Here is a 20,817-nt window from a genome sequence, read left to right as displayed (position 1 = left end):
GATCGGGCCAAAAGTGGCTCCGCGCAGCCTGGTGCAGCAGCGCGACGTGGCCGCGACCGCCGAATTATCTTTGGTATTGGTCCTTACGTTAACGCCACCGATTTGAGGGTGCCGCCGTCGTTGGCCCACAGCTTCAGCGGGCCACCGGTGGTTTTCCAAACCAGAAACGTACCCGCCAGCACGGTGGCCGTGGTCGGATCGGCGGGGGCGGTGACGAATTGCTGTAAAATAGATCCGTTCACCTGAAGCCGGTCCCGGCCGTTGTCGGTGGTAGTACCCACCAACAGCCGACCATTGGTTAAGCGGGCTAGTTCGGCATACCCTACCCCCCGGAAGATGAGGGTACCATTAAGGGCATCGAAATACATCGACCCCGCCGCATTACCCCGGAAAACGGTGTTACCGCCCGAATCGACGGAAAATTCACTGGTGCCCCCGGCTGAAGAGGCTCGGAAGAGGGCTGTTCGCCCACCGAAAGACGCGATCCGCAGTTCAGTGTGCTCGGCGTTGTTGCCCCCCTGCAAGACCATCGCATCACCAAACCCGGTGACGGTGGCTTTGGCCAGCACGCCACCACCGGCCGCCCGCACCAGGGCCAGCAGCGTGGTTTGGTCGCCGCCGGTAATGGTCTCGCTGCCGGTATGGTTGGCCCGCGCCAGCAACTGGGCATCGGTACTGTTGGCCGTGGCACCAGGGGCAATGCCCGCCAGCTTGTTTTTGTCGGCGGTGCTGTAATCGTTGGTTGACAAGCCCTTACCCGCTTCCTTGGGCTGCTTTACCGCTACATTGGCGCGGATAGTCTCCGACTCATTAAACGTCAGATTGGCCAGGTTGCTCACCAATTCAATCGTGGCCACGTCGGTCGCCAGCGCATCAACGTCATTACTCCAGCCCCACTCTTCCAGCATAGCGCCCGGTGCATCACCCTTACCCAGCCGCACCGCGCCGGGCGTGGTGGTGGTGGCCAGGCCGCTCACGCAAATCATGGTCTGAAAGCCCCGCTCATCCACTACTTGTTTCCAGATACCCGTCATCGTCGGCTGTCGTTAAAGGATTACATCACTAATTTTTGGGTTTGCTGCACCCGTCGTTTTTGCCCCTTGTAGCGTTTCTCCAGCTCCGCTTCTTTGGCCACCAGTTCGTTGGCATGGGCCGTCAGGCTGTCGTTGAGCGCCTGCACGTCGATCAGCAAGGTCGTAGCCTGGTCGATAATCTGTTGGTGGTGGGCTTCGATGGTCTGCACCAACTGGCGGGCCGTATCCAGCTCGGCGCGGGCCTGGCGCGATTCGGCCAGGGCACTCGCAGCCAGCGCCGTGGCATCGGCCAGTTGCTGCCGACTGGCTGATGGCCGAATAAATTCACAGTAGACCACGTAGGCCAGTAGGGCCAGCAGGGCAATGGTTCCCATATGCGTGAGTAGGTTGGTGAACAGGGATTTGAACATGGTACTACTAGTCTTTTTTGATGATCGTGGCCAGCTGCTTCACCAGCGTGTCGAGTTGGGGCATCAGTCCCTTTAGTTCGGCGGCGGTCAGGTAGACCGGCATCCTGCCACCGGCGTAGGCTTCGTACTTGGTTTTGTGCAGGAAGGCGTTTTCGATGCCCTTTTGGGCCATGCGGGCGTGATGGGCCGGGCCGTCGCTGAAAACCCCTTGTAGTAGGGCTTAAAGCCGTATTTCTTGTAGTACTTATCCAGCCGACTGCCAATACTAACGGTCGTGTCGGTATCGACGGCAAATTTGGCCGACTGGTACGACGGGGTGAAGCCCAGGCGTACTTCCTGAGGGTCGAGCCGGGCGATGGGGGCTTTGCGCTGCATAGACAAACCCCCGGCACACGGGCCGGGGGTGATTAATCGGGTTAATCGGTTAGGCTTCGCTGCCCTGCACCTGCAACTGCACGATGCGGCTCCAGGCATGGTCCACACTGTCGGTGATACTGATCCGCAGCTTTTGGGCCGTTACGGGGGTGCTGAGCGTATGCGTCGTCATGTCTTTGGTGTTACCCGTCACGGTCACTACGGTACTCCAGGCCCCGTTCACCCAGGCCTGCACCGTAAAGTCTTTCAGCCCATACGGACCGTCGGCTCCCTTGCCGGGCTGCATGGCGGCATCGAGTCCGACAATGGTCAGGCTTTGGATGCGCATGAGCGTAGGCCAGTTCAGTTCCACCCAGTCGGGGAAGGCCAGTTCACTGGCATCGTTCCAGCCCCCGTCACCCCATTTGAACGGGGTGGGGATGGCCGCCGCCAGGATGCTTTTGGCATTGGTGAAGTAGGGCGATTGCGAGGACGTGGTGAGCGTGGCTTCCGGGGCGATGTTGCGCACCACCGTCGTATCGGTGCTCAGCGGGTCTTTTCGGCGGCTGAGCCAGAGGCCCGCGCCCACCGCCAGCAGGGCGACGAGGGCGAACCCAATAAGTATGTTCGTTGCAGACAATTTCATGCGTCGAGTGGGGTTATACCTTGGCGAAACCGCGTTTCATGGCAGTCTTCCAAGCGATGGTGGGCGATGAACGGCGAATCTTTTTCGCTTCGGCAACGGCTTTCTTCAGCCGGGATTGTGCCCGTTTCTGGGCGGCGGACGTGGTTTTCTTGGCCATATGGAATTTACTTGTTTAGCTTGTTAGGCGGCGGTCGGGGTCGTATCAGTGGTCGGTCGGGGCGTCCGGGTGAACACCAGCGCACCGGCGACGGCCACCACGCCACCCGCCACCAGCAGCAGCGACTGCCGCCGTTGCCAGGCTACGTAGGTCAGCAGGCACACCCCCACCACCAGGGCCACGGCGGGGCCGTACTGGCTCAGGGTGGTGGCCAGCGTCGTGAGTGTTGGGTTGGGGGTCGTCGGCACCGTCGGGGTGGGGTCCGCAGGCACCACCACGGCGGGCATGGGGCAACTAGCCAACGCCGCTGGCGTGAGCACATCGGCCCACCCCTGGGCGTAGCGGTTGAAACCGTTTTCGTGCAAATGCACGTTGTCGGGCCGGTCAGAGACAAACAATTTGCTTAAATCCAGCCCGCGCCGCACCCCCGGAATACTGGCAATGGCCGCTTCCTGCCCGGCGCGAATGGCCACCAGGTCGATGGCATCCGGGGTGGGCTGGTTATCGACGGCCACCCAGACCGCCAGATCCGGCCGACCGGCCTTTTTGCGCAGGTGGTCCACCACGATACGGACCCGCTCTTTGAACTGGTCGGCGGTGGTACCGTCGATGCGGTCGTTGGCCCCGTGGTTCATGAAGATGCCCCGCAGGCCTCCCGTGAGCGGCACGTAGACCGACAAGGCCGATTCCACTTGCCGAATCGGAAACCGCTGGTCATACTTGATAAACGAGTGGTCGAAAGGGATGCCCTGGATCACCTTTACGCACTGGTCGAGGTTGGAACCCCCAAACGCGCAGCCCAAAAACAGGACGGGCACACCCAGTTGCTTCACCAGCTTGTCGCCCAGCAGCCCATACACGTAGGGGCCGGGATTAAAGGGCAAAATGTTCATGGGCGCGGCTGTCAGCGGCTGAAAATCCAGCGCCAGCTTGCTTTCGTCGTAGGGGTAGGGCTGCACGCCGGTGGCCACGATCACGCGGTCGTCGGTGGCCGGTGGGCCGGTGGTGTTGCCATATTTGGCCACGTTGGCGTCGATACCACCCTGCGCGACCGAATGGCCGAAGTTGAGCAGCACTTCCCCCACGTTGACCCGGCTCACCTGACCCGTGCCCACCACGCTCCCGTTCTGGTAGGCGGTGATACTCAGCGCATAACTGCCCCCGGTGGCAATAATGTTGCCCGAAAACTGGCCGGTGGTGGCATCGGGCGTCAGGGTGGTGGCCACGGCCGTGCCGCCTTTCACGGGCGTCAGTTGCACGCTCAGCCGGTCACTGCCCACGGGCGCTACGCCCACCACGGGCACGGCGGCCCGGTTGGCATTGTCGCGCTGGTGCACCAGGTGGCGCAACGGTCGGCTGATGGTGATGGTTTGGGTCATGGCATTAGGCCTGGCGGCGAAAAAACGTGTATAAAACCGCGAGGAGCACTAGCCCCGCCGCGCCGTAGAGGACGTAGTACGGCAGGCTCAGCCGCCCTATTTCGGCGGTATGGTCATTGACCAGCACTTGCAGACCGGTGAAATCGGTTTGCAGTTTGTTCAGTTCGGCAATTTTGGCCGCTTCGTTGGCGGCGGTGTTGTCGAAGGCACCCGCGATGAGCTGCGCACCCAGGCCGACAAACGTACCGATGGCCCCGCCAATGCCGGGAATGACGGAAAACAGTTGCTGTACGGCCCCGCCCAACCCGCTGATGGTCAGCGCCGTGCGGTCGCGGGCATCGGTGGCCCCCAGTTCGGCCATGGCCCCCTGGATGACCGCCGCACGGGCGATGAGCAGCCCCCGCCGACGTTTGAGGAACGCCAGCCGGTCGGCCGTACTGCTACCTTGGTAGACTTCGTTGATCTGGCTCACCAGCGTCTGCACCTGCTTACAGGCCTGCGAATAAGCGACGTCGGGGTTAGCCACCCCGTCGTACAACTGGCAGTTCTGTAATTGGGCGATATAGACGGCATCCTGAGCCATGGTCTTATTTCCGGTTGAGCACGACGATGAGCACCACCCCCAGCAGTACGATGGTACCGGCGATGTAGGGCAAGAGTTGATCCAGCGTCAGGCCATTGGTGGTGTTACCACCGTTGTTATTGCCACCGTTGTTCCCGTTGTTGGTCGGGTTGTTGGGGGTATTGGGGTTGGTAATGGCCGGTGTGGTACCATCGAAATCACTCAGCTTCAGCACACTCTCGTTGTCCTGGGTGTAGGTCGAGGAGAGTTGCGTATCACTGCCGATAAAACCTTCCGCCGATAACACCGGCTGTTTGGCCAGCTTGGCAAATAGGGCCGACTGGCGAAAATCGACGTTGAACACGCCAGCGGCCACGATCTCCTGGATGTAGGCTTCACTACACACCAGTTCACCGGCGCTGTCGCCACTTCGGGAGGAATACGTCCGGGTAATCAGCAGCCGGTTCTTGAATTTGCGGACCCGGTAGGTGTTGTACTGGTAGCACGTTCCTAATCCCCCTATGCCACAATTGTACCCCCGCGCCCACGTGCCCACTACCTGACCATTGATGATGTCTGCCATAGCTTATACGTTGGTTATAAGGGTTTCGAGCAGGCCCAGGGGACCCACGAATTTTTTGATGTAATTCTGCGTCACGGCCGGTGATTCAGCGATGACGTCATCGGCGGTGGCCCCGGTTGGGCGGATGTCGTATTTGCGGTTGTAGCGGGCAATGACCTTATCCAGCCGCACGATGCCGCCGGTGGTTTCTTCCTCGATGAGCGTCGCCAGGTAGATGCTGCCCACCAGGATGTTGAATTCAGGATTCAGCAGCTCGCTCCGGGTGACGGCCACGCCGGTGCTGTTGTTGCAGGCCAGCTTTTGGCCCCGGCTTTTCTGCTTGAGGATGCAGTCGAGCCGACTGCCCATGAACCGGTAGAGTACCGCCCGTTCGTCGGCCGTCAGCCGTCCTTTTTTCTTCTCCAGATAGATACCCTCCGAGGCCGTGATGTGGTCGATCTGCATGAGGCCGATGGCCCCGGTGTTGGCGTTGGGGTTGCCCGCGCTTTCGATGTAGATAAACGAGGTAATCACCGGTTCGGGGATGTTGCACAGCCGCGCGGCCTGGTCGATGTAGGCCCCGAACCGGGCACGAATACCGGCCACGGCCTGCACGTTGGCCTGTTGCTGCAACGGGGTGTAAAACCCCTGTTCGGTCATGCGGCGGCGAATGATGACGTTGGCCATAGATCAGCTTAGGTAAAACTATAGGTCGTATCGAGTTTGGTTTGCCGGGGCGCTTCGGCCAGGGCGTACCACAGGCCTGCCCCCACCGCCAGCAGCAGCAGGGTGATACCCAGGGTCTTCGTTGTCAGGAGCTTGCTCATACGTAAGGCGGTTGTGGTGGCGGCGGGGGTTGCCGGGGTGATTCGGGGGGTGGCCCGCTGCCCATACCAAACTTATCCTGACCACTCAGGCCCAGCAGCACCGTGCTCACCCCACTGCCCAGCGTGCTCCAGTCTTTGCGGCTGTAGCCGTCGAGCATGAGCGGGACGCCGGTGCTCAGGCCCAGCATGGTGGTCAGGCCGTTTTTCAGCACGTGGCTCACCAGCTGGCGAACGGGGTTCGGTTTAACGCGGGTGGGTTTGCGGGGCATGGTCAGGCCGGTTGGTGGGTAAATTGGCGGATGTTGGCGGCAATGCCGGTGATGAAATAGAGGATGCTCAGCACCAGCAGGACAGTTTTCCAGTTCATAGGCTCGTCGTGTTGGGGTCTTCTGATTCGTCGTCGACGACGACCACCGGCGCGGGGCTGGTGGTCGTCAATTCGCGTTGCCTGAGTTCGAGCCGCTTGCACCAGATGCTGTAGGCCAGGTAGATCACGTACAGCGCCAACCCAATCAGGGTCAGCGCCTTAGCGGCCATATCGTAGCTCAGCAGGTGCAATAGCCAGCCCACAAAGGCCATAGCAGTGGCTTTGATTGTATCGGAGTCGGCCATTGTTTCGGCAAGCGGTTCCATCGTTGAGTGTCGTAGCCCGGCGCAGCGCACGGGCTTACTGCATGAATTTGAGATCCGTGGCGGCGTCGATGAGGATCGAGCCGTTGGCCCCCGTGCCCACCGTGGGCACGAAATTGGCCGCTGGCGAGGGCTTGTTGGCCACCACCTTGCCCATGATGCTCACCTGGCTACCCGCCGCCGTGCCCAGCCAGGACGCCGACGCCCCTTTGGCGACCATGACGTTTGTACCGATGAGTTCGATACTACCCGTGGCGCTCAGGCCATGCATGGGCCACACTTCAGCCTGCCAACTGGCCTTGATCTGGCCCAGAAACTGGCAGTCGATGAACGTGTACCGGGAGTTGCCCCGGTCCGACAGCCCGTTGCGCTCCGAGGTCAGCCGACAGGCATTGAACGTCACCTGACACGAATCGTCGAACGTCAGCACGTTATTCACCCGAATGTCCATGTTGTTGTAGATCACCCGGCCGACCTGCCCCGCCGTCACGCGGTAGGTATACGACGCCCCCATGGGGCTGATGTAGCGGCCGTCTTCGATGATCACGCGGGCGTTGGTACCCCCCACTTCCACGGCGTTGGCCCGGATGGTTTTCACCCGGAGCGTGACGGTAGCCCCCGTACCCAGGTTGATCACCGACTTACCGTTCCAGTTGAGGGCGGTGGCGGGCGTCACCAAACTTTTGCCCTGAATGGTGATGTTGGAGGTAGCCCCCGACACCATCACCAGCGCGTTCCATTCGGAGACGCCACCGGCGAAGGTGCTTTCCATGCGCTCGAAGTTGGTCACTTCGCACTGCACGGTCTGGCCACCGTCGGTCATCAGCGGCCCGTCGAGGTCCGAAAACAGGCTGTAGCCGTTGCCGTTGATGTTCACCCCGTTTTTGAGGGTCACAAACTCGCGGGTGTCGCGTAGCAGCAGCACCGTATCGCCGGGGTTGGCGAAGGCCATGGCTTCCGACAACGAATTGTGGTAGAGGGCCATACCCGACGGCTTCTGCACCAGGGCCACCGGGGAACCCACCGGCGAAATGCCCCGCAGGCGGTGAAACTGCCCCGTGACCGGGTTTTGTAGGTAAAACGATTGCTCTTTCATGCAGGTAGTTAGCGGCCCAGCCGCAGCAGGGCGGGTTTTTTAAGCAGGACAATAGCGAGGGTGATGCCCACAACCACCAGGCTCACCACCAGCCAGGGGAACCCCCGCTGGTTGTAGGGCGTCGGCGTAAACGCCGGTGGGGTTTCATCGGGGGTTTCGGGCACGAGCTTTGTTTCCGGCACCGTGGGCGTGGTGGGGGGAGCCAGGATGCCGCGCAGTGAACCGTAAAAAAACGCCTGCACGTCGGCCCCACTCACGGCCCCGTCGTTGTTGCCCCACTTGATATCAATGTCTTTGTTGCCCGCGTAGCACTTGCGCGAAAAGGCGTTGCCCGTTTTGGCATACCAGACCTCGGAGAGGGGTGCCCCCAGCTGTTTGGGGAAATGCACCGCTACGTACACCTGGAAGGCGGAGGTCATCTTGCCTTTGTAGGGCTTGAGGTACTTCAGCACGAAATCCAGTTGCCGCAGCCGCGTCATCTGGCGGATGGCGGCGGTGGTGGTACCCAGGCCAACGGCGGTGCCGGGCATGAACTGAATGAGGCCAGAGGCCCCCCCGCCGCTGTTGTAGGCTTTCGGGTTGAGGCGTGATTCCACCCACATGGTGGCCATGAGCCAGTCAGGATCGACCGCCAGGGCCGTGGCCACCCCCTTCACTTTGGCCACAAACGCGGCCCGTTCGGCGGCGGGTATCTTCGATTCCAGTAACATGACTCAGCGTTGGTTTACGTTAATGCCCCCCGCAGCCGCAGGGGGTCGTTTTGGGCGTGCCGGCGGTGGTCATCCGGTGCCGGTATTCGGCCAGCAGCCAGGCCACCAGCAGCAGGGTGCTCGCTGCGACCACACCGGCAATGAGGCCCGTGGCGATGGTTTCTTTGGTGATCATTAGCACATGATGTTTTCACCAGGCTTGGCAGCCGCCTTCTTTTTGGCGCAGTCGTTTTGCGCTGAAATTCGACGTCGGTACTGATCGATGTAGATAGCGGTACCGCTTACCAAGGTCAGGGCAATGGCGATGTACATGAGTTTTTTACCGTCCATAATCGCAGTTAGGTTAATGACAATCGCAGTCGCAGGGGTCGTAGTCGTCGGGGAGGTAGCGCAGCAGCCAGGCTTTCACGTCGCCCACCGACACGTGACCGTTCTTGTTCATATCCATGCCTTTGTTCCATTTGTAGGCCGTCGAACCCCGGCTAAACAGCACGTGGTCAGTGGGTTTACCAATGGCGGCGGGGTAGAACACCGCAAAGTAGGTGTCCCATAACGAGTGCATCCGGCCCCGGTAGGGCGTGAAGTACTGCTTCACCCAGGGCAGTTGCTGGAGGCCCGTCAGGGTGCGTATATACGCCACTGACGTACCCAGACCCTTGGCCGTGCCGGGCATGAACTGAATGAGGCCACTGGCCCCCGAATAGCGGTTCACCGCTTTGGGGTTCAGGCCACTTTCTTTGTACATCACGATCAGCAGCCAGGCGGGGTTGATGCCCAGCCACTGCGCCAGGTCGATGATGCCCGCCAGCAGTTGGGGACCGATGAGGGCCTGGTAGGGAAGTTGCTTCATCTTACCAGTATTTAGTCACCACCCGGTTGATGATGATGATGAGGATACCCGCCACCGTTAGGGCGACGGCGATGTTGATGGTGCTGGTGGTATCCACCTGCACGTTGACGTTGACGTTGGCGTTCACACCGTTATCGGAAAAAAGGCTGGAGAGCATAAATTAGGCCCCACTTTTGAGGGCTTTAAGTCGTTTAAGCAGTTGCGCACCTTTCCCGCCCGTGACGTACTGGGGAATCATGTAGGTGTAGTCATCCCCAATTTCTTCGATCAGACCGGGTTGGTAGGTGCCGTCGTAGACGGTCATCACCGCGTAGAGCTGATCGTTGGTCAGGCCCGTTAATTTCTCGATCAGGGCATCCTGCCCGTAACCTGTGCTGATCCAGGCGTCGAAGACGTCGTTGCACTCTTTGGCCAGGTTCGAGGCCTGGATGAGCGAAAAGCCCCCCAGCGTCCGGCCTTTGTCGGGCAGATCCAGGGTGCCGGGGCATTTGGTGGAGGCCTGCACCCGTTTTTTGCTACTGTAGTAGTTGAGCCAGTACAGCCCCGCCAGGATGGCCAGGCCACCCACGGCCCATTTCCAGAGGTTGTTAGGCATTGGGAAACAGGTTTTGGGTGCAGTAGTCGGTGCCCGCCTGCGTACCGGCCCGCCCCCCGGCGCTCCAGCTGAGGTAAGCCAGGATGGCGCTCACGGCCAGGCCGGTGAGGATGTATTTTAGCGGAATCTCCGTCATGTCGATTAGATCGGATACGTCTTGGTATACACGTGCTTGGTGAGCACCCAGAGGAGCTTACCCGCGCCCGCGCCGGTGGGGTTTACCTGCAAAAAGCAGCTGCCCCCGGCGAAGTAGTTGGGGTTGAAGGCGTACTTGCCGGTGAAGGTGCCAACGACCTCGTTATCGAATCGCTCGGTCACGATGGCCGCTTTGTTATCGGGAGCCACCACCATGGGCGTGTTTTTGAGGCTGTAGAGCACCTCCCCCGCCTGCACCGTGCCACCCGACACCAGCAAACAGGGTTCGTTTTGCAGCTTGTCGATCAGCGTACCGCCGTCGATGGTCCCGTTGGGACCCGTGCTGCCACCGGTGGTACTGCCCGGCGCGGTGGTGTCGCCTTGTCGGCGGCGGACAGCAGCCGAAGCCACCGCCGCCACCAGACTCAGCACCACCACGGCGAGGCCCACCATTACCCACCGCGTGGAAGTCGTCATTACTTTTTGAGGGCAAACCAGGCCACGACGGCAATGACGATCACGCCCAGCACCGACCCGCCGATGATGAGCGGCGTCTTGTATTTGGTGAAAAAGCCCGTCGTCGCCGGGGTGTTGATGACACCACCACCACCCGAACCCGACCCGGAGCCACCGCCCGAACCAGTGCCACCACCCGAACCGGTGCCGCCACCGGTGCCGCCACCCGACCCACCGGTGCCACCACCGCTACCCGATCCACCACCGCCAATGGTGGCTGAATTGGGGTAGGTCAGGCTAACGACCAGCCCCAGCGAGGCGGCCTTACCAATGGGTTCGCCGTTGACGCTGTACTGATCGAGCAGCGCCAGGATGGATTTGTTGAACTCGGTACCGGCCAGCCACGTAGCCTGCACGATGCGGCAGTCGCCGTAGTTCGAAAAGCTCGTATTGGCCTCCATCACCACGGGGTATACTTTGCCGTCGCGCACCCAGGCGAATACGGCCACGTCGGCGTTGAACCAGCCTAAATGCTGTTTGTGGGTGATGCCACGCACGGTACCGCCGTCGGCGTAATACGCACTGCCCTGCGCCAGGGCCAGGGCATCGGAAAACCGATTTACTTGTGAGGTCATAGCCTTACTTGTTGTGTTTGAAAATGAGGGTCGCCCCGATGATCACCACCAGCGCGATGCCGCCAATGAGATACGTGTTGCGTTGTTTGCGTTTGGTTTCGGCGTCAGCCTGAGCCTTGAGATCACCCACCGCTGCCTGTTCGGCCCCGCTCAGGCCCGTCAGGCTGATGCCCGCACTGCCCGACGTCGGCGGGCTTTTGAGGGCGTTGATGATGTTCACCGCCAGCCCGCCCAGCTGCGTACCGTAGTTCAGAATTTCCTGGAACGTGATGGGCTTTTTCTGCCCACCCGTCACGTCGGTGTACTTGGGTGTCGTCTTGGTGTAATCGGCGAAAATGACCTTATCCCCCACTTTCTGCGTCGTGCTCAGGCGACCCAGGTACAGGGCCAGGGGGTACGAAATGGGATTCATAACAGGTTCGTTAAGTGCTGCTGCAAGCGGGCGGCGTGAACCGGATCGCTCGCATCGAGCACGTGAGTCAGCAGCGTATAGGTGGGCCACACATCACGGGGAAATCGCCTGCGGTACTGGGCCAGGGCGTAGGCATCACAGGCCCGTTCATCCCCCGTTTGTAGCACCTGGTGGGCCGTTTCGTGCAGCAGCAGGAAATACCGCTCGAGTGCACTGAGCCGACGCCACAACGCGCTGCCCACTGTGCAGACGCCGGTGGCCGGGTCGGTGGTGGCCTCCAGGCCGGGGGCATTCGAAAAGCGGACGGCCGTCAGACCAGGGGCTGTAGGCATAGGCGTGGGGAGTGGCTAAAAACGTGTGCGGGCTGACCATCGGCCAGCCCGCAGTCACACACCACTGCTATACAAAAGGGGGCTACCGGCCTACCGCAGCGCGTTGGCGGCGGCAATGATGTCCATGCGGTCAATGGCCCCTTGGCCCGTGGTCGCAATTTCGGATTCGGCCGTTTTCTTGAAGACCGACAGCATTTTCTTCAGGCTCGTGCTCGCCCCGAAGTACAGCGTGATCGTCACCGTGATGCCCGGGTTGAGCTGGTAGTACATGCTGGTGTCGCCGTCCAGAATCTCGTCGATGCGGTCGACCACCAGGTAGTTGGTGTTGTTGGTGTTCTGGTCGTAGTTGGTCGATGAGCGCAAAGTGCGGTCGGGCTTGACGGCGAACGGATCGTCGTAGCTGATGCGGAAGGCCGCACCCGCCTGGAGGGCATCCGAAAACTGCAAGTGCATGGCCTTCAGCAGCGTCGGCCGCGTGGTCAGGTATTTTTGCAGGGCCAGAATGGTTTTGGCCTCCTGGCTGATACCCGACAGGCCAGCCTTGGCGTCGATGTCATTGAACGCACCATCTTTCAACAGACCCGGTACGGTGCCCGCACCCACCAGCTGATCGAGGCCCGCGAACATGCACAGTTTCCGCACCCCGTTGTCCTGGCCAGCGGCCACGGCGGAGTTGGTGATCTGGAGCGTGAAGGCACGGCCTTTTTTGTAGTTGGAGCCGAAATGCACGTCTTCAGGCCCAAAGTCTAAAACGGGGTTGCCGACGCCCAGGGCTTCGACGGTTTTGTTAGTCGTCATTGAATTGTTCGGTATAAAAGTTGTCGTATCGGGATCATCGCCCAGTGCGATGGCCCATAAATCATCATCGGTGAAGCCACCAAAGGCTTTATACTGATCCGTCATCGTCATCATCGTCCCCCGCCGAGTCATCATCGGCTACCGCGCCCGTGCTGTCGCTGGCGGTATCGGTGAAGCCGATGGGGGCTTTGCGGCGGGCCGGTTTGGGCGGTGGTGGCCCGGCCGTGGTGGCGGTGGTGGCCGGTCGGTCCAGCACCCGCGTCAGGGCACTAATGAGCAGGTAGGCAATCAGCAGCCCCAGCACGATGCTGGCCACGAAGCCCAGGTTAATTTTTCCTTGTTCGATCATGATATAGCAGCAGCAACAGGTGAGCGGCCAAACGGGGGGTGTCTTCGCTTCGAGGAGCGGGAGCGACACCAGCCCGTTTGCCGTTCTGTGAGTCCAAAGCTGTAGGACCACCGTCAGCGGGGTAACAGCTAGGCACAGCCCGGTTTACCAACGGCCACCAATGGCGATGAGGGGCCACGACGGGCGACCAAAAAAAGCCCCCTACCGGTGGGTAAGGGGCCTATTCACGTGCAGTACCGGTCGACTGGAACGACCTACTGCCCGACTAGCAACAGCAAAAACACCAGGGTATTGAGCAGCAGAAACCCGGTGATCAGCCGCAGGGCCACCACCCACGCGCGCGGCACGTCGTCGGCCAGGATCCAGCCCGTCAACACGCCCGCGATGGCCAGCAGCAGGCTCACCAGCGCCCAGATACCGTAAAAAATCGGGGTCAGGTCCATCGTCAGCCGTGAATGCAGGCACCGCCCGTTGTGGTAGAGTTGGTATCGTCATCATCAAAAAGGCCGGGCAGCACCCCCCGCAGCCAGGCCCGGACAGCATCGACGGTGGCGTAGGTGGCCACGTAACAGAGCGCTACCACGGGCAACAGCCAGAACGCGCCGGTAAGGTGCAACCAGGCCAGGATGGCATAACAGCCCAGCCAGACGCTGACGAACGTGAGCACGGTCAGGGCGAAGAGCAGCACCACCAGGACATAACTTTTCAGGGTCTTACGCATGGGTATCAGTCGTTAGGGCCGGTGGCTGACCGACCTGGTTGAAAATAATGGTTTGTTGGTTGGGCGTCAGCCGTCGTTGACCCGGCACGTAGCCCGCCGCCGCCAGCTGCGGCAGAATGGGCCGTAGCCAGGCCCGCCACACCTTCCACGATACGTTGTAGAGGGCCAGCAGTTCTTTGATGGTATAGCTCTCATGCGCGGGCATCGGGGGGGTGGTTATTGGATCGTAATCACTTCGTAATGGTAGCGGCTCTCGTGGGCCTGCACCCGTTGCCAGGCTGCTTTCACCAGCTCGAAGTTGGGTACCTTCTGCAACGTGCCGCCGTTTTCGATGCCGTCTGAGGTTTTGCCCAGCACCAGCAGGTTGGTCATTTCATACAACTGCTTGGGTACCCGGTTGAGGCTGTGGAAGGTAAACAGCAGGTCCAGGTTGCGGTGGCGACGGCTCACCAGCAGCTTCCTGATTTCATCCTGCACGTTGGGTTTGATGTAGGCCGTGGCATCCTCAAAGACCACCATACAGTTGTAGGCGTACTTATAAATGGCGGCTAGCACGGCCTGGTCATCGTCGGAAAAAATGCGGTAGATGCCCGTACTCTTCCACTTGGCCAGCTGCGCCAGCGTGATCTGGGGGTAGTCCTGGTACTTGGCCTCGTTGTTGATGTCGTAGATGAGCACCCCTTTTTTCTGGCCCGCCGTCTCGATGAGTCGTTTCAGATGAACCGTTTTACCCGTGCGCGGAAAACCCACCCGCAGCACCACCAGGTTGGCGCGGGCATCGACGGCGGCGGCGGGGGTAGCACTCATTTTTGTAGCGAGGAAAACAGGTTGGGAAACAGCGGCTCCAGGCGCGGTAGCATCACCAGGAAAACGGCCACCACCAGCGCCCATTCGGGCGTCAGGGCCTTTTTCTGGTGCTTTTCCAGCACGTCGGTCAGCGGGGCTACCAGGTCGGCTTTTTCGTCGTCGGTCAGGGGTAGTTCGCCCACCGCCGCGTCGAGTTGTTCGTAGCGGCGCAGGGCATCCCAGAGCGGATCCCCTTCTACCGGTACCTCCAGCCGGTTGGACCGTTTGGCGGTTTTGTAGCGGGTGCGGTACTCACTCACCAGTGCCCGATCGCCCGGCTCCAGCATGGTGCGGGGGTAGACAAAGCTGGCCAGCACCGTCTTTTGCGCCACGTCGAAGGTGCGCACGAACTGGGTGGCCTGGCGGCGGTAGAACGACCGGGTTTTGGGCGGCTCGGCGTCGGGATCTGCGGTGGTGTCGTCGGGTTGGGGGTCGGCCTCGAAGTCACCCGGATTGGGGGGTACGGTGCCCGACGGCGGAGGTTCCTGCCCCTCGTCGGTGGCCAGGGGTGGCGGCGGTATGTAGCTGGTCGGCTGGCTCAGCAGCGCGTCGAGGTCGTCGGCGGCGGTGGCGGGTAGCGGCTCGCGGCCAGCGGGCAACTGGTGAAGATCAGTGTCCATCGGCGGGCATGAGGTGCTGGTACTTCAGGTACAGGGCTTCGAGTTCGGCAAATTCGGCTTTGTGCTTTTCGGGGTGGCGCATGACCTGGCTGGCCGTTTTGAGGATGTTTTTGCCCTGGAAGAGCGCCATGAGCCTGCGGCCGGTGGTCATCAACACGGAGACGTCCCGCTCCATCTGCACTTTTTCGGTGAGCATTTGGGCGTAGGCGGCTTTGAGCCGGTCGAGCTGTGCCACGGGAATACTGACCATGATGGCTTCACTCAGGTCGGTATTCTGGGCCGCAACGGCGGTCCCGCGTCCGGGCGCATGGATAGAGCTAACGGACTGACTCATAAGGCTTCAAACGTTTTACGGGTGACGAATGAATTTTGGACGGCCTTGTCGATGACCCGCTTCAGCCGGTCGCGCAGGACACCGTTTTCGGTGAGCAGTTCCACGTTTTGAAGCTGGAGCGCCTGCACTTTTTGGGACTCCGTGCCCAGCTTCGCCCGCAGGCGTTCCACGTTCATCGTGGTGTCTACGGCTTCTTGCCGGAGGGTTTTTACGGTGTCTTCAGCAGCAAACATGCGGTCGGCCATACCCTGGTTTTCGCGCTCCAGGTTGCCGTTGACACGCCGGGCGTCGGCCAGTTCCTGGGTAAGCCGGGTGATCGCCTCACCGCTCAGCATGTCTTCAACCCATTGGGGCATGAACTGGTACAACGTTTCGCCGTCGGCTAGTTGGGTCAGTGTGTCGAAGATCTCGCGTCGGACGCGGAAACTGACCTGGGGGTCTCTTTCGGTTGCAGATTTGGCCATAGTAAAACAAAACATCCAGCCCGCCACAGGGGGCTGGCCGGATGTCGCTACCCTTCTTTCTTTTCTGGGGGCCAACCTACTACGATGCCGCTAGTCAGGGTACAGATAGGTACACATAGGTACAATTAGTCGCAAAAAAAACCTGTCAGCCAGGGGCTGACAGGTTGGTGCGGGAGTCAGTTGAGCCGGTTGAGAATGAGCTTGGCTTCGTTGACGGTTAAGATTCGCCGGTTCTTCAGGTCGGGAATCTCATCATATAACCCCGCTCGGTCCAGCCACTGGCGCAGGGTTTTGTACGAGATGGGTTTGCCCGTAGCCGATAGTTCGGCGCAGAGCTGACTTTTACGCATGGAAAAGAATGTGGGGGGCGGACGTTGAACATAGGATAGGTTGGGCTGTTATGACGCACACCAAATATACTTACTATACCAATACGTACTAATCGCTAGAACTACTCTGTTAGTCGGTGTCGCCTTACTGGTACCAGTTGTCGACTTTCCAGGCCGCCTGGCGTGAGCACGTCACCGGCGTTGGTCAGCGCCTGGTTCAGCTGCCCCAGTACAAGTTGCTGGGCGGGGCTGATGGCGCATTCCTGCATGTAGGTGTGCAGCAGCCGGGCGTAGAGCAGCCCCATGGTAAAGGGGTAGCGTTTGCCCGAGCGGCGGCGGGTGACACCCGTCCAGAGCTGGTTGCGGGCGTAGGTAAACTGCTTGGTGTAGAAGTGGGCCAGCACCAGGTGGGCGTTGCGCACCTGGTCTAATTGGTCTTCGTGGCCAAGCACGTAGTCAGCAAACCCCTGACAGAAATCATGCAGGGCTACGTAATCGCTGGTGCAGAACAGGAGCTTGATAGGAAAGTAGCGGATCATGGGAAAGGGGTTGTTAGGCTAAGCGCCGACTTGTCACGGGTGAAGGAGCGGCCCGCGCACCGGGGGCAAACCGAATGCCTCAGGTACGTTTCCTTTTTGTCTTGTATGTCCACTCGACTGCCAAACCGGTGGGTGTGCCGACAGCGCGTACAGCGAATTTGTTCATCCTGGTTCATAGGGCAGTTTCAGAATAATGTTTGGTTTGGGATCGACGAAAACGACGCCGGCACGAGCTGGCCAGATCCTATTTTGGCCTGATCTGCCCGATATCGGGTGTTTTTGGCGACAGCGAACCGAAGATTATTTGGTTTGGCTGTCGCGAAACTCAATGATGGTTGACCGCGATTTATCGAACAGCCGCAACGCCTGGTCATAGGTATCGGTGCCTATGGCGGTTGAGTAGGGGCCGTTCTTCGACTTGACGGTGAGCAGAAATTCATCGAACCCGTGGGCTTCCATCACCGCCGCTATGGCTTCATTTAATGCTTCAAATTTCTCTTCGTAGCTGGCATTGACTTTTTGGGACTTGGGCGATTTGGTAAAGTTGATCTTGGCCATGGTGTCAATGGGTTATGCCCCCGACCGCAGGAGCCGGGGGCGTGAGGGGGTTAGTTTTCGTCGTCGTCATCGGGTTCCGTCGCGGCCACCAGCACCTTCCGGCACAAATGGCATTGCCAGTACCCTTCCTCCAGTAAATCATCATCGTCCAGGCCGGGCGGGGTGAGCGTTGGCCCATCGGGTGGGGACTGATTAGCGGGTACGCAGGCCTCCAGCTGGCGGCTACAGTGGGCGCAATCGTAGACAAACGTGTCGGCCGGATCGTCGTCGGCCCCTGGGGTATATATGAAGATGCTGGTCATGGGTGTTGGCTGATTAAGCGTTGAGTGCGTACCATTTGCTCCTGGTAATAGACGGCGGTATCCGTTTTGCCCTGTCGGCGGGCGCTCAGCCGCTGGCGGGCAAACAGCTGGTACGACTGGATGTTGGCGAAGCGGTCGGGGTTGCTTCCCCCAGCCGGATGTTGTAGGTTTGTCATCGACTTAGTTTTTTGGGGTTGGCCCTGACCGGTGTTGGTAGCACGGTCAGGGCATTTTTTTGGGTAAAATCTTGTGTTACCACCTGGTAACAGGGCTGTTAATTGTCGTCATCGACGTCAACCAGCAGCTTAGCAGGGTCGTCGTTGAGGTCATAGCCACATTGTGGGCACCACAGGTGATCCCCGTGGCCATTGCATTCGCTGCATTCAATCAGGATGGTGCCTGGCAGGCAAAAATCGTCTTCGGACTCATCGACCATGCCGTCTTCACAAACAAGACTGATGCAGTCCCGTCGGTAAACTGGTTCGTGGCCACATTGGGGACATGCCAGGTCATACACCCATTCAATGTCAGGGTCTTGGTCTGTGGTCATAGCATCATCAGGTAGCAGTAAAATCGCGTGTTACCACCTGGTAACACCGTGGTACCAGCCTCAGGTACTCAGCTTGAGTTTGATCGACATTTTGCGGAAGTAGTCTTCCACCTGGCCTTTGGGTTCGCCTTTTTCCAGCAAGGCCGTGACGTAATCCAGCAGTTTATCGGTGCTCTTGAACGTCCGGGTTTCGTCGTACATCGCTTTGTTGTGGTAGGCGGGCTTGGTGGGGTCAATCTGCAAGCCACCTAGTGGCACGGGAGCCGTTTTGGGGAATAATTCGGTCCCGTAGCGGGCCACCGGCGAATCGTAAAAGTTCTTCAGCCAGAGCACCAGCCACGTTTCGCTCAGCGCCACGGGTTCCAGATCGAACCGGGTTTCGTACATCGTCAGGAACTTGACGTTATCCCGGTTATCGTCGGTGAAGCAACGGTAAAATTCGACGCTGTTACCCGCCCGGATATACCCCTTGCTGGAACGATGAATCCGCCCGATCACGTCGAAGAGCAGGGCTTGTTTATCGGTTTTCTCAGCGGCACCGACGGGCTTACTGTACCCGTAGAGTTTATGCATACCGACGCGGTTGATGGTCCAGCAGTAGGTGGCGTTGCGCCGTTCAAACTGGCCAAATCGCTGTTGAAGACTAACCGAAATCGTGGCAGCAATGTCATTGATGGTAGCACTGATCGAATCGCCTGGTTGGGTCATAGTGACGTTTTGTTGAAAAATAAGGGGGTTGTAGGGCCATTGGAGGCCGATGGAGCCACGCGGCCGGGCAAATGACGCGGCAGTCGTTTTTCGCGTTTTCGTGCGATTTGGGCCACTGTACACCTTGTACGTCTGTAACACTTGGTACTAGGACAGTCGAACAGTTTTAAACACTTTATACTAAGGTCCGAAACAGTACAGTGAACCACTGCCCTAAAAAAATCAGCTTGTTACGGCTGGCCATATGTTTCCAAGTCAAGTGCCAAAATCGTGAAATTTTGGCAGTATAGCGGGTGCCGTTGCGGGCGAACACAAGCCAGTTTGCAACCTGGCCAGACAACGAGGGGGCGGTATGGTGGTTAGGCCGTTGGGGGCCGGGGGCGGGGGTGCAGGGCGTTCATGAAAGCGAAGAAAAAAGGGTGGCTGGGTAGCCTGGCAGGTAGCTGGCCACGGCGTCGATTCGATGTTGGCAGGCCAGATCACACCAGCCCGCCAAACACGTTTCCACACCATTGCAGCCTTACCGGGCTGGTACTTCCCCTACCCGCCCAACCGGGGCAGTAAGGGCACTCAATTGATCCCGTTACGGATCATGTGGTAGGTGGCGGAATCGAACCGCCACGTCGGCACATCATGATTTGGGCACCACCCCACAGTTGATGTACGTACCCACGCCTACCGCCACCTTTGCAGCCCTTGGCCAGTGTGGCTCACCGGCACGTTAATGATCGCTCAACGTGCAAGACGTCGCCTACCGCTTACTATAGGCGCTTTACAGGCTGGTTAGACCTGGCGGCAATATCGTATAGGCTACTACCAGCAAAAATGCCTGTTACCAGCTGGTAACAGCCTGTTACCACCTTGGCTACCACTTGGCTACCAACCTGCTACCAACTGGGTACCACTTGGCTACCACCGTGCTACCAATTGGCTACCAGTTGGCTACCAATCTGGGTACCACACTGGTAGCCAATCGCTACCAAGTGGCTACCAAGTGGCTACCAGGGGAAACAGCCCCGGCCGGATCAGGCCAGCCGGGTTGTCTGGCGTCACTATAAACTACTGAAGAACCGGCAGTGGCCCCGGCACGAAGTCGGGCGGCGGGTTGCTGAAGTCGGGCGGGGGCATCGCAGGGGCATCGGGGGCCGTCAGATCGGGGTCGGCCGGGCCGTCGCCGTCCGCTGCGGGCATCCCGTCGGGCGTTTGCTCCGGCGTGGGGTCGTCGCTGTACTCGGGGTCGCTGTAGGTTTTGCTACGCGTGTCGTAGAGCTGTACGGCCCCTTCGGGGTATTCCCAGACTTTGGCCCGAAAGCAGTGCGATTTGAAGCTGGCCAGGCTGTAGAACTCGCCACCGTACACGATCTGGTGGTAGGCCTTCACCTGCGGTTTGAGCAGGGCGTAGGTAATGATTTTAGGCATCTGAAAGGGGGTTAAAACACTTACTCGAAGGCGTTGGGGTTGTGCTGTTTCACCAGCCGCTGCATGAGCCGGTACACGCTGTCACTTTGCTGTTGCAGGCGGTGCGCACGGGCCTCCAGCAGCCGAATTTGTCCCCGTTGCAGCAGCCGCAGGGGCCAGGGCCGCAGCCGCAGCGCGTAGAGGTCATCGTTGACATGGGCTAGTTCTTCCTGAAGCGTCTGGTACTGGACGCGGTAGACCGTCAGGCTGGTGTCGGAGCGGCGGGGGGCGCTATGCATGGGGCCGTTGGTGCAGGATGTCCATCATGGCGTTGGCATCGTCACTGGTCAGGTCAGCGATGCGCGTCGAGACCAGCCCGCGCAGCCGGTCGTTATCGGCCCGCAGGCGCTCGTTTTCGTCGGTGTAGTGGCGTACCACGTGCACGGTCATGTGCTGGAAATACACCAGCACGGCAATGACGACCACCAGCACGATGCAGAGGAAATACGGCATGGTCAG

At 59.9% G+C, this 20,817-nt stretch carries 43 protein-coding genes; all 43 read right to left on the bottom strand.

The window, feature by feature from the left end:
• Positions 1–83: 83 nt before the first annotated feature.
• The 43 genes from J2I48_RS05195 to J2I48_RS04990 all read right to left on the bottom strand — a co-directional run bounded on the left by J2I48_RS05195 (position 84) and on the right by J2I48_RS04990 (position 20,811).
• Positions 84–1,034: a hypothetical protein gene (locus J2I48_RS05195; RefSeq protein WP_207334344.1), complete on the bottom strand. Its 951-nt coding sequence runs from the start codon at positions 1,032–1,034 to the stop codon at positions 84–86.
• A 20-nt stretch (positions 1,035–1,054) separates the two neighbouring features.
• Positions 1,055–1,444 (bottom strand): hypothetical protein, encoded by a 390-nt coding sequence (locus J2I48_RS05190; RefSeq protein ID WP_207334343.1) that lies wholly within the window; start codon positions 1,442–1,444, stop codon positions 1,055–1,057.
• Positions 1,445–1,531: 87 nt separating this feature from the next.
• The gene (locus tag J2I48_RS05185) at positions 1,532–1,819 is read right to left on the bottom strand and encodes a hypothetical protein (protein WP_207334342.1); all 288 of its coding nucleotides are present in this window, start codon (positions 1,817–1,819) and stop codon (positions 1,532–1,534) included.
• Between the two features lie 49 nt (positions 1,820–1,868).
• Positions 1,869–2,444 (bottom strand): discoidin domain-containing protein, encoded by a 576-nt coding sequence (locus J2I48_RS05180; protein WP_207334341.1) that lies wholly within the window; start codon positions 2,442–2,444, stop codon positions 1,869–1,871.
• 13 nt (positions 2,445–2,457) lie between these two features.
• The gene (locus J2I48_RS05175; RefSeq protein ID WP_207334340.1) at positions 2,458–2,601 is read right to left on the bottom strand and encodes a hypothetical protein; all 144 of its coding nucleotides are present in this window, start codon (positions 2,599–2,601) and stop codon (positions 2,458–2,460) included.
• A gap of 23 nt (positions 2,602–2,624) precedes the next feature.
• Positions 2,625–3,980 carry an SGNH/GDSL hydrolase family protein gene (locus J2I48_RS05170; protein ID WP_207334339.1) on the bottom strand — a complete coding sequence of 452 codons (1,356 nt, stop codon included), beginning with the start codon at positions 3,978–3,980 and terminating at the stop codon, positions 2,625–2,627.
• Between the two features lie 4 nt (positions 3,981–3,984).
• Positions 3,985–4,563, bottom strand: coding sequence for a hypothetical protein (locus J2I48_RS05165; RefSeq protein ID WP_207334338.1), 579 nt, complete (start codon positions 4,561–4,563; stop codon positions 3,985–3,987).
• A gap of 4 nt (positions 4,564–4,567) precedes the next feature.
• On the bottom strand, positions 4,568–5,125 hold the full coding sequence (locus J2I48_RS05160) for a hypothetical protein (RefSeq protein WP_207334337.1): 558 nt from the start codon (positions 5,123–5,125) through the stop codon (positions 4,568–4,570).
• A 3-nt stretch (positions 5,126–5,128) separates the two neighbouring features.
• The gene (locus J2I48_RS05155) at positions 5,129–5,791 is read right to left on the bottom strand and encodes a transglycosylase SLT domain-containing protein (protein WP_207334336.1); all 663 of its coding nucleotides are present in this window, start codon (positions 5,789–5,791) and stop codon (positions 5,129–5,131) included.
• A gap of 8 nt (positions 5,792–5,799) precedes the next feature.
• Positions 5,800–5,931: a hypothetical protein gene (locus J2I48_RS28420; RefSeq protein ID WP_262899081.1), complete on the bottom strand. Its 132-nt coding sequence runs from the start codon at positions 5,929–5,931 to the stop codon at positions 5,800–5,802.
• Positions 5,928–6,200, bottom strand: a complete 273-nt coding sequence (locus J2I48_RS05150; protein ID WP_207334335.1) for a hypothetical protein — start codon at positions 6,198–6,200, stop codon at positions 5,928–5,930. Before J2I48_RS05150 ends, J2I48_RS28420 begins: the two co-directional genes overlap by 4 nt.
• A 94-nt stretch (positions 6,201–6,294) precedes the next feature.
• Entirely contained in the window at positions 6,295–6,564 is a 270-nt protein-coding gene (locus J2I48_RS05145) for a hypothetical protein (protein WP_207334334.1), read from the bottom strand.
• A gap of 34 nt (positions 6,565–6,598) precedes the next feature.
• Positions 6,599–7,657, bottom strand: a complete 1,059-nt coding sequence (locus J2I48_RS05140) for a hypothetical protein (protein ID WP_207334333.1) — start codon at positions 7,655–7,657, stop codon at positions 6,599–6,601.
• An 8-nt stretch (positions 7,658–7,665) separates the two neighbouring features.
• Positions 7,666–8,367, bottom strand: coding sequence for a phage tail tip lysozyme (locus tag J2I48_RS05135; RefSeq protein ID WP_207334332.1), 702 nt, complete (start codon positions 8,365–8,367; stop codon positions 7,666–7,668).
• 19 nt (positions 8,368–8,386) lie between these two features.
• A complete protein-coding gene (locus tag J2I48_RS05130) occupies positions 8,387–8,548 on the bottom strand; it encodes a hypothetical protein (RefSeq protein ID WP_207334331.1) in 162 nt (53 codons plus the stop codon).
• A complete protein-coding gene (locus tag J2I48_RS05125) occupies positions 8,542–8,697 on the bottom strand; it encodes a hypothetical protein (protein ID WP_207334330.1) in 156 nt (51 codons plus the stop codon). The genes J2I48_RS05130 and J2I48_RS05125 overlap by 7 nt, the downstream gene beginning before the upstream one ends.
• A 13-nt stretch (positions 8,698–8,710) precedes the next feature.
• A complete protein-coding gene (locus tag J2I48_RS05120; RefSeq protein ID WP_207334329.1) occupies positions 8,711–9,217 on the bottom strand; it encodes a transglycosylase SLT domain-containing protein in 507 nt (168 codons plus the stop codon).
• A gap of 1 nt (position 9,218) precedes the next feature.
• Positions 9,219–9,374, bottom strand: a complete 156-nt coding sequence (locus tag J2I48_RS05115; RefSeq protein ID WP_207334328.1) for a hypothetical protein — start codon at positions 9,372–9,374, stop codon at positions 9,219–9,221.
• Positions 9,375–9,377: 3 nt separating this feature from the next.
• Positions 9,378–9,812, bottom strand: coding sequence for a hypothetical protein (locus tag J2I48_RS05110; protein WP_207334327.1), 435 nt, complete (start codon positions 9,810–9,812; stop codon positions 9,378–9,380).
• Positions 9,805–9,948: a hypothetical protein gene (locus J2I48_RS05105; protein WP_207334326.1), complete on the bottom strand. Its 144-nt coding sequence runs from the start codon at positions 9,946–9,948 to the stop codon at positions 9,805–9,807. Before J2I48_RS05105 ends, J2I48_RS05110 begins: the two co-directional genes overlap by 8 nt.
• A gap of 5 nt (positions 9,949–9,953) precedes the next feature.
• Complete coding sequence (locus J2I48_RS05100; protein WP_207334325.1) at positions 9,954–10,424, bottom strand: hypothetical protein; 471 nt, start codon at positions 10,422–10,424, stop codon at positions 9,954–9,956.
• A complete protein-coding gene (locus J2I48_RS05095) occupies positions 10,424–11,038 on the bottom strand; it encodes a hypothetical protein (protein ID WP_207334324.1) in 615 nt (204 codons plus the stop codon). Before J2I48_RS05095 ends, J2I48_RS05100 begins: the two co-directional genes overlap by 1 nt.
• A 4-nt stretch (positions 11,039–11,042) precedes the next feature.
• Complete coding sequence (locus tag J2I48_RS05090; RefSeq protein ID WP_207334323.1) at positions 11,043–11,450, bottom strand: hypothetical protein; 408 nt, start codon at positions 11,448–11,450, stop codon at positions 11,043–11,045.
• The gene (locus J2I48_RS05085; protein ID WP_207334322.1) at positions 11,447–11,782 is read right to left on the bottom strand and encodes a hypothetical protein; all 336 of its coding nucleotides are present in this window, start codon (positions 11,780–11,782) and stop codon (positions 11,447–11,449) included. Before J2I48_RS05085 ends, J2I48_RS05090 begins: the two co-directional genes overlap by 4 nt.
• A 90-nt stretch (positions 11,783–11,872) precedes the next feature.
• The gene (locus J2I48_RS05080) at positions 11,873–12,580 is read right to left on the bottom strand and encodes a hypothetical protein (RefSeq protein WP_207334321.1); all 708 of its coding nucleotides are present in this window, start codon (positions 12,578–12,580) and stop codon (positions 11,873–11,875) included.
• A gap of 88 nt (positions 12,581–12,668) precedes the next feature.
• Positions 12,669–12,929 (bottom strand): hypothetical protein, encoded by a 261-nt coding sequence (locus J2I48_RS05075; protein ID WP_207334320.1) that lies wholly within the window; start codon positions 12,927–12,929, stop codon positions 12,669–12,671.
• 254 nt (positions 12,930–13,183) lie between these two features.
• Positions 13,184–13,372, bottom strand: coding sequence for a hypothetical protein (locus tag J2I48_RS05070; protein WP_207334319.1), 189 nt, complete (start codon positions 13,370–13,372; stop codon positions 13,184–13,186).
• A gap of 2 nt (positions 13,373–13,374) precedes the next feature.
• On the bottom strand, positions 13,375–13,650 hold the full coding sequence (locus J2I48_RS05065) for a hypothetical protein (protein ID WP_207334318.1): 276 nt from the start codon (positions 13,648–13,650) through the stop codon (positions 13,375–13,377).
• Complete coding sequence (locus tag J2I48_RS05060) at positions 13,643–13,855, bottom strand: hypothetical protein (protein WP_207334317.1); 213 nt, start codon at positions 13,853–13,855, stop codon at positions 13,643–13,645. Before J2I48_RS05060 ends, J2I48_RS05065 begins: the two co-directional genes overlap by 8 nt.
• 11 nt (positions 13,856–13,866) lie before the next feature.
• Positions 13,867–14,457 carry a hypothetical protein gene (locus J2I48_RS05055; RefSeq protein ID WP_207334316.1) on the bottom strand — a complete coding sequence of 197 codons (591 nt, stop codon included), beginning with the start codon at positions 14,455–14,457 and terminating at the stop codon, positions 13,867–13,869.
• A complete protein-coding gene (locus J2I48_RS05050) occupies positions 14,454–15,116 on the bottom strand; it encodes a hypothetical protein (protein WP_207334315.1) in 663 nt (220 codons plus the stop codon). Before J2I48_RS05050 ends, J2I48_RS05055 begins: the two co-directional genes overlap by 4 nt.
• Complete coding sequence (locus tag J2I48_RS05045; RefSeq protein WP_207334314.1) at positions 15,106–15,450, bottom strand: hypothetical protein; 345 nt, start codon at positions 15,448–15,450, stop codon at positions 15,106–15,108. Before J2I48_RS05045 ends, J2I48_RS05050 begins: the two co-directional genes overlap by 11 nt.
• Complete coding sequence (locus J2I48_RS05040; protein ID WP_207334313.1) at positions 15,447–15,914, bottom strand: hypothetical protein; 468 nt, start codon at positions 15,912–15,914, stop codon at positions 15,447–15,449. The genes J2I48_RS05045 and J2I48_RS05040 overlap by 4 nt, the downstream gene beginning before the upstream one ends.
• Positions 15,915–16,090: 176 nt before the next feature.
• The gene (locus tag J2I48_RS05035; RefSeq protein WP_207334312.1) at positions 16,091–16,264 is read right to left on the bottom strand and encodes a hypothetical protein; all 174 of its coding nucleotides are present in this window, start codon (positions 16,262–16,264) and stop codon (positions 16,091–16,093) included.
• A gap of 101 nt (positions 16,265–16,365) precedes the next feature.
• Positions 16,366–16,782 carry a hypothetical protein gene (locus J2I48_RS05030; RefSeq protein ID WP_207334311.1) on the bottom strand — a complete coding sequence of 139 codons (417 nt, stop codon included), beginning with the start codon at positions 16,780–16,782 and terminating at the stop codon, positions 16,366–16,368.
• A 300-nt stretch (positions 16,783–17,082) separates the two neighbouring features.
• Positions 17,083–17,340 (bottom strand): hypothetical protein, encoded by a 258-nt coding sequence (locus J2I48_RS05025; protein ID WP_207334310.1) that lies wholly within the window; start codon positions 17,338–17,340, stop codon positions 17,083–17,085.
• 50 nt (positions 17,341–17,390) lie between these two features.
• On the bottom strand, positions 17,391–17,642 hold the full coding sequence (locus tag J2I48_RS05020) for a hypothetical protein (RefSeq protein WP_207334309.1): 252 nt from the start codon (positions 17,640–17,642) through the stop codon (positions 17,391–17,393).
• Positions 17,639–17,818 (bottom strand): hypothetical protein, encoded by a 180-nt coding sequence (locus J2I48_RS05015; RefSeq protein ID WP_207334308.1) that lies wholly within the window; start codon positions 17,816–17,818, stop codon positions 17,639–17,641. Before J2I48_RS05015 ends, J2I48_RS05020 begins: the two co-directional genes overlap by 4 nt.
• A 98-nt stretch (positions 17,819–17,916) precedes the next feature.
• Positions 17,917–18,192 carry a hypothetical protein gene (locus tag J2I48_RS05010; protein WP_207334307.1) on the bottom strand — a complete coding sequence of 92 codons (276 nt, stop codon included), beginning with the start codon at positions 18,190–18,192 and terminating at the stop codon, positions 17,917–17,919.
• A gap of 60 nt (positions 18,193–18,252) precedes the next feature.
• Entirely contained in the window at positions 18,253–18,900 is a 648-nt protein-coding gene (locus J2I48_RS05005) for a hypothetical protein (RefSeq protein ID WP_207334306.1), read from the bottom strand.
• Positions 18,901–19,959: 1,059 nt separating this feature from the next.
• Positions 19,960–20,319: a hypothetical protein gene (locus J2I48_RS05000; RefSeq protein WP_207334305.1), complete on the bottom strand. Its 360-nt coding sequence runs from the start codon at positions 20,317–20,319 to the stop codon at positions 19,960–19,962.
• Between the two features lie 20 nt (positions 20,320–20,339).
• Positions 20,340–20,597, bottom strand: a complete 258-nt coding sequence (locus J2I48_RS04995) for a hypothetical protein (RefSeq protein WP_207334304.1) — start codon at positions 20,595–20,597, stop codon at positions 20,340–20,342.
• A complete protein-coding gene (locus J2I48_RS04990) occupies positions 20,590–20,811 on the bottom strand; it encodes a hypothetical protein (protein WP_207334303.1) in 222 nt (73 codons plus the stop codon). The genes J2I48_RS04995 and J2I48_RS04990 overlap by 8 nt, the downstream gene beginning before the upstream one ends.
• Positions 20,812–20,817: the final 6 nt, after the last annotated feature.

It is taken from the genome of Fibrella aquatilis, from assembly GCF_017353255.1.
Lineage (GTDB): Bacteria > Bacteroidota > Bacteroidia > Cytophagales > Spirosomataceae > Fibrella > Fibrella aquatilis.
The sequence above is the reverse complement of the archived record's forward strand: the minus strand, read 5'-3'. Positions and strand labels throughout refer to the sequence as shown.

Coding starts and splice junctions, on each gene's coding strand:
- J2I48_RS05195 (WP_207334344.1), bottom strand. CDS start 1,034: ATGACGGGTATCTGGAAACAAGTAGTGGATGAGCGGGGCTTTCAGACC.
- J2I48_RS05190 (WP_207334343.1), bottom strand. CDS start 1,444: ATGTTCAAATCCCTGTTCACCAACCTACTCACGCATATGGGAACCATT.
- J2I48_RS05185 (WP_207334342.1), bottom strand. CDS start 1,819: ATGCAGCGCAAAGCCCCCATCGCCCGGCTCGACCCTCAGGAAGTACGC.
- J2I48_RS05180 (WP_207334341.1), bottom strand. CDS start 2,444: ATGAAATTGTCTGCAACGAACATACTTATTGGGTTCGCCCTCGTCGCC.
- J2I48_RS05175 (WP_207334340.1), bottom strand. CDS start 2,601: ATGGCCAAGAAAACCACGTCCGCCGCCCAGAAACGGGCACAATCCCGG.
- J2I48_RS05170 (WP_207334339.1), bottom strand. CDS start 3,980: ATGACCCAAACCATCACCATCAGCCGACCGTTGCGCCACCTGGTGCAC.
- J2I48_RS05165 (WP_207334338.1), bottom strand. CDS start 4,563: ATGGCTCAGGATGCCGTCTATATCGCCCAATTACAGAACTGCCAGTTG.
- J2I48_RS05160 (WP_207334337.1), bottom strand. CDS start 5,125: ATGGCAGACATCATCAATGGTCAGGTAGTGGGCACGTGGGCGCGGGGG.
- J2I48_RS05155 (WP_207334336.1), bottom strand. CDS start 5,791: ATGGCCAACGTCATCATTCGCCGCCGCATGACCGAACAGGGGTTTTAC.
- J2I48_RS28420 (WP_262899081.1), bottom strand. CDS start 5,931: ATGAGCAAGCTCCTGACAACGAAGACCCTGGGTATCACCCTGCTGCTG.
- J2I48_RS05150 (WP_207334335.1), bottom strand. CDS start 6,200: ATGCCCCGCAAACCCACCCGCGTTAAACCGAACCCCGTTCGCCAGCTG.
- J2I48_RS05145 (WP_207334334.1), bottom strand. CDS start 6,564: ATGGAACCGCTTGCCGAAACAATGGCCGACTCCGATACAATCAAAGCC.
- J2I48_RS05140 (WP_207334333.1), bottom strand. CDS start 7,657: ATGAAAGAGCAATCGTTTTACCTACAAAACCCGGTCACGGGGCAGTTT.
- J2I48_RS05135 (WP_207334332.1), bottom strand. CDS start 8,367: ATGTTACTGGAATCGAAGATACCCGCCGCCGAACGGGCCGCGTTTGTG.
- J2I48_RS05125 (WP_207334330.1), bottom strand. CDS start 8,697: ATGGACGGTAAAAAACTCATGTACATCGCCATTGCCCTGACCTTGGTA.
- J2I48_RS05120 (WP_207334329.1), bottom strand. CDS start 9,217: ATGAAGCAACTTCCCTACCAGGCCCTCATCGGTCCCCAACTGCTGGCG.
- J2I48_RS05115 (WP_207334328.1), bottom strand. CDS start 9,374: ATGCTCTCCAGCCTTTTTTCCGATAACGGTGTGAACGCCAACGTCAAC.
- J2I48_RS05110 (WP_207334327.1), bottom strand. CDS start 9,812: ATGCCTAACAACCTCTGGAAATGGGCCGTGGGTGGCCTGGCCATCCTG.
- J2I48_RS05105 (WP_207334326.1), bottom strand. CDS start 9,948: ATGACGGAGATTCCGCTAAAATACATCCTCACCGGCCTGGCCGTGAGC.
- J2I48_RS05100 (WP_207334325.1), bottom strand. CDS start 10,424: ATGACGACTTCCACGCGGTGGGTAATGGTGGGCCTCGCCGTGGTGGTG.
- J2I48_RS05095 (WP_207334324.1), bottom strand. CDS start 11,038: ATGACCTCACAAGTAAATCGGTTTTCCGATGCCCTGGCCCTGGCGCAG.
- J2I48_RS05090 (WP_207334323.1), bottom strand. CDS start 11,450: ATGAATCCCATTTCGTACCCCCTGGCCCTGTACCTGGGTCGCCTGAGC.
- J2I48_RS05085 (WP_207334322.1), bottom strand. CDS start 11,782: ATGCCTACAGCCCCTGGTCTGACGGCCGTCCGCTTTTCGAATGCCCCC.
- J2I48_RS05080 (WP_207334321.1), bottom strand. CDS start 12,580: ATGACGACTAACAAAACCGTCGAAGCCCTGGGCGTCGGCAACCCCGTT.
- J2I48_RS05075 (WP_207334320.1), bottom strand. CDS start 12,929: ATGATCGAACAAGGAAAAATTAACCTGGGCTTCGTGGCCAGCATCGTG.
- J2I48_RS05070 (WP_207334319.1), bottom strand. CDS start 13,372: ATGGACCTGACCCCGATTTTTTACGGTATCTGGGCGCTGGTGAGCCTG.
- J2I48_RS05065 (WP_207334318.1), bottom strand. CDS start 13,650: ATGCGTAAGACCCTGAAAAGTTATGTCCTGGTGGTGCTGCTCTTCGCC.
- J2I48_RS05060 (WP_207334317.1), bottom strand. CDS start 13,855: ATGCCCGCGCATGAGAGCTATACCATCAAAGAACTGCTGGCCCTCTAC.
- J2I48_RS05055 (WP_207334316.1), bottom strand. CDS start 14,457: ATGAGTGCTACCCCCGCCGCCGCCGTCGATGCCCGCGCCAACCTGGTG.
- J2I48_RS05050 (WP_207334315.1), bottom strand. CDS start 15,116: ATGGACACTGATCTTCACCAGTTGCCCGCTGGCCGCGAGCCGCTACCC.
- J2I48_RS05045 (WP_207334314.1), bottom strand. CDS start 15,450: ATGAGTCAGTCCGTTAGCTCTATCCATGCGCCCGGACGCGGGACCGCC.
- J2I48_RS05040 (WP_207334313.1), bottom strand. CDS start 15,914: ATGGCCAAATCTGCAACCGAAAGAGACCCCCAGGTCAGTTTCCGCGTC.
- J2I48_RS05035 (WP_207334312.1), bottom strand. CDS start 16,264: ATGCGTAAAAGTCAGCTCTGCGCCGAACTATCGGCTACGGGCAAACCC.
- J2I48_RS05030 (WP_207334311.1), bottom strand. CDS start 16,782: ATGATCCGCTACTTTCCTATCAAGCTCCTGTTCTGCACCAGCGATTAC.
- J2I48_RS05025 (WP_207334310.1), bottom strand. CDS start 17,340: ATGGCCAAGATCAACTTTACCAAATCGCCCAAGTCCCAAAAAGTCAAT.
- J2I48_RS05020 (WP_207334309.1), bottom strand. CDS start 17,642: ATGACCAGCATCTTCATATATACCCCAGGGGCCGACGACGATCCGGCC.
- J2I48_RS05015 (WP_207334308.1), bottom strand. CDS start 17,818: ATGACAAACCTACAACATCCGGCTGGGGGAAGCAACCCCGACCGCTTC.
- J2I48_RS05010 (WP_207334307.1), bottom strand. CDS start 18,192: ATGACCACAGACCAAGACCCTGACATTGAATGGGTGTATGACCTGGCA.
- J2I48_RS05005 (WP_207334306.1), bottom strand. CDS start 18,900: ATGACCCAACCAGGCGATTCGATCAGTGCTACCATCAATGACATTGCT.
- J2I48_RS05000 (WP_207334305.1), bottom strand. CDS start 20,319: ATGCCTAAAATCATTACCTACGCCCTGCTCAAACCGCAGGTGAAGGCC.
- J2I48_RS04995 (WP_207334304.1), bottom strand. CDS start 20,597: ATGCATAGCGCCCCCCGCCGCTCCGACACCAGCCTGACGGTCTACCGC.
- J2I48_RS04990 (WP_207334303.1), bottom strand. CDS start 20,811: ATGCCGTATTTCCTCTGCATCGTGCTGGTGGTCGTCATTGCCGTGCTG.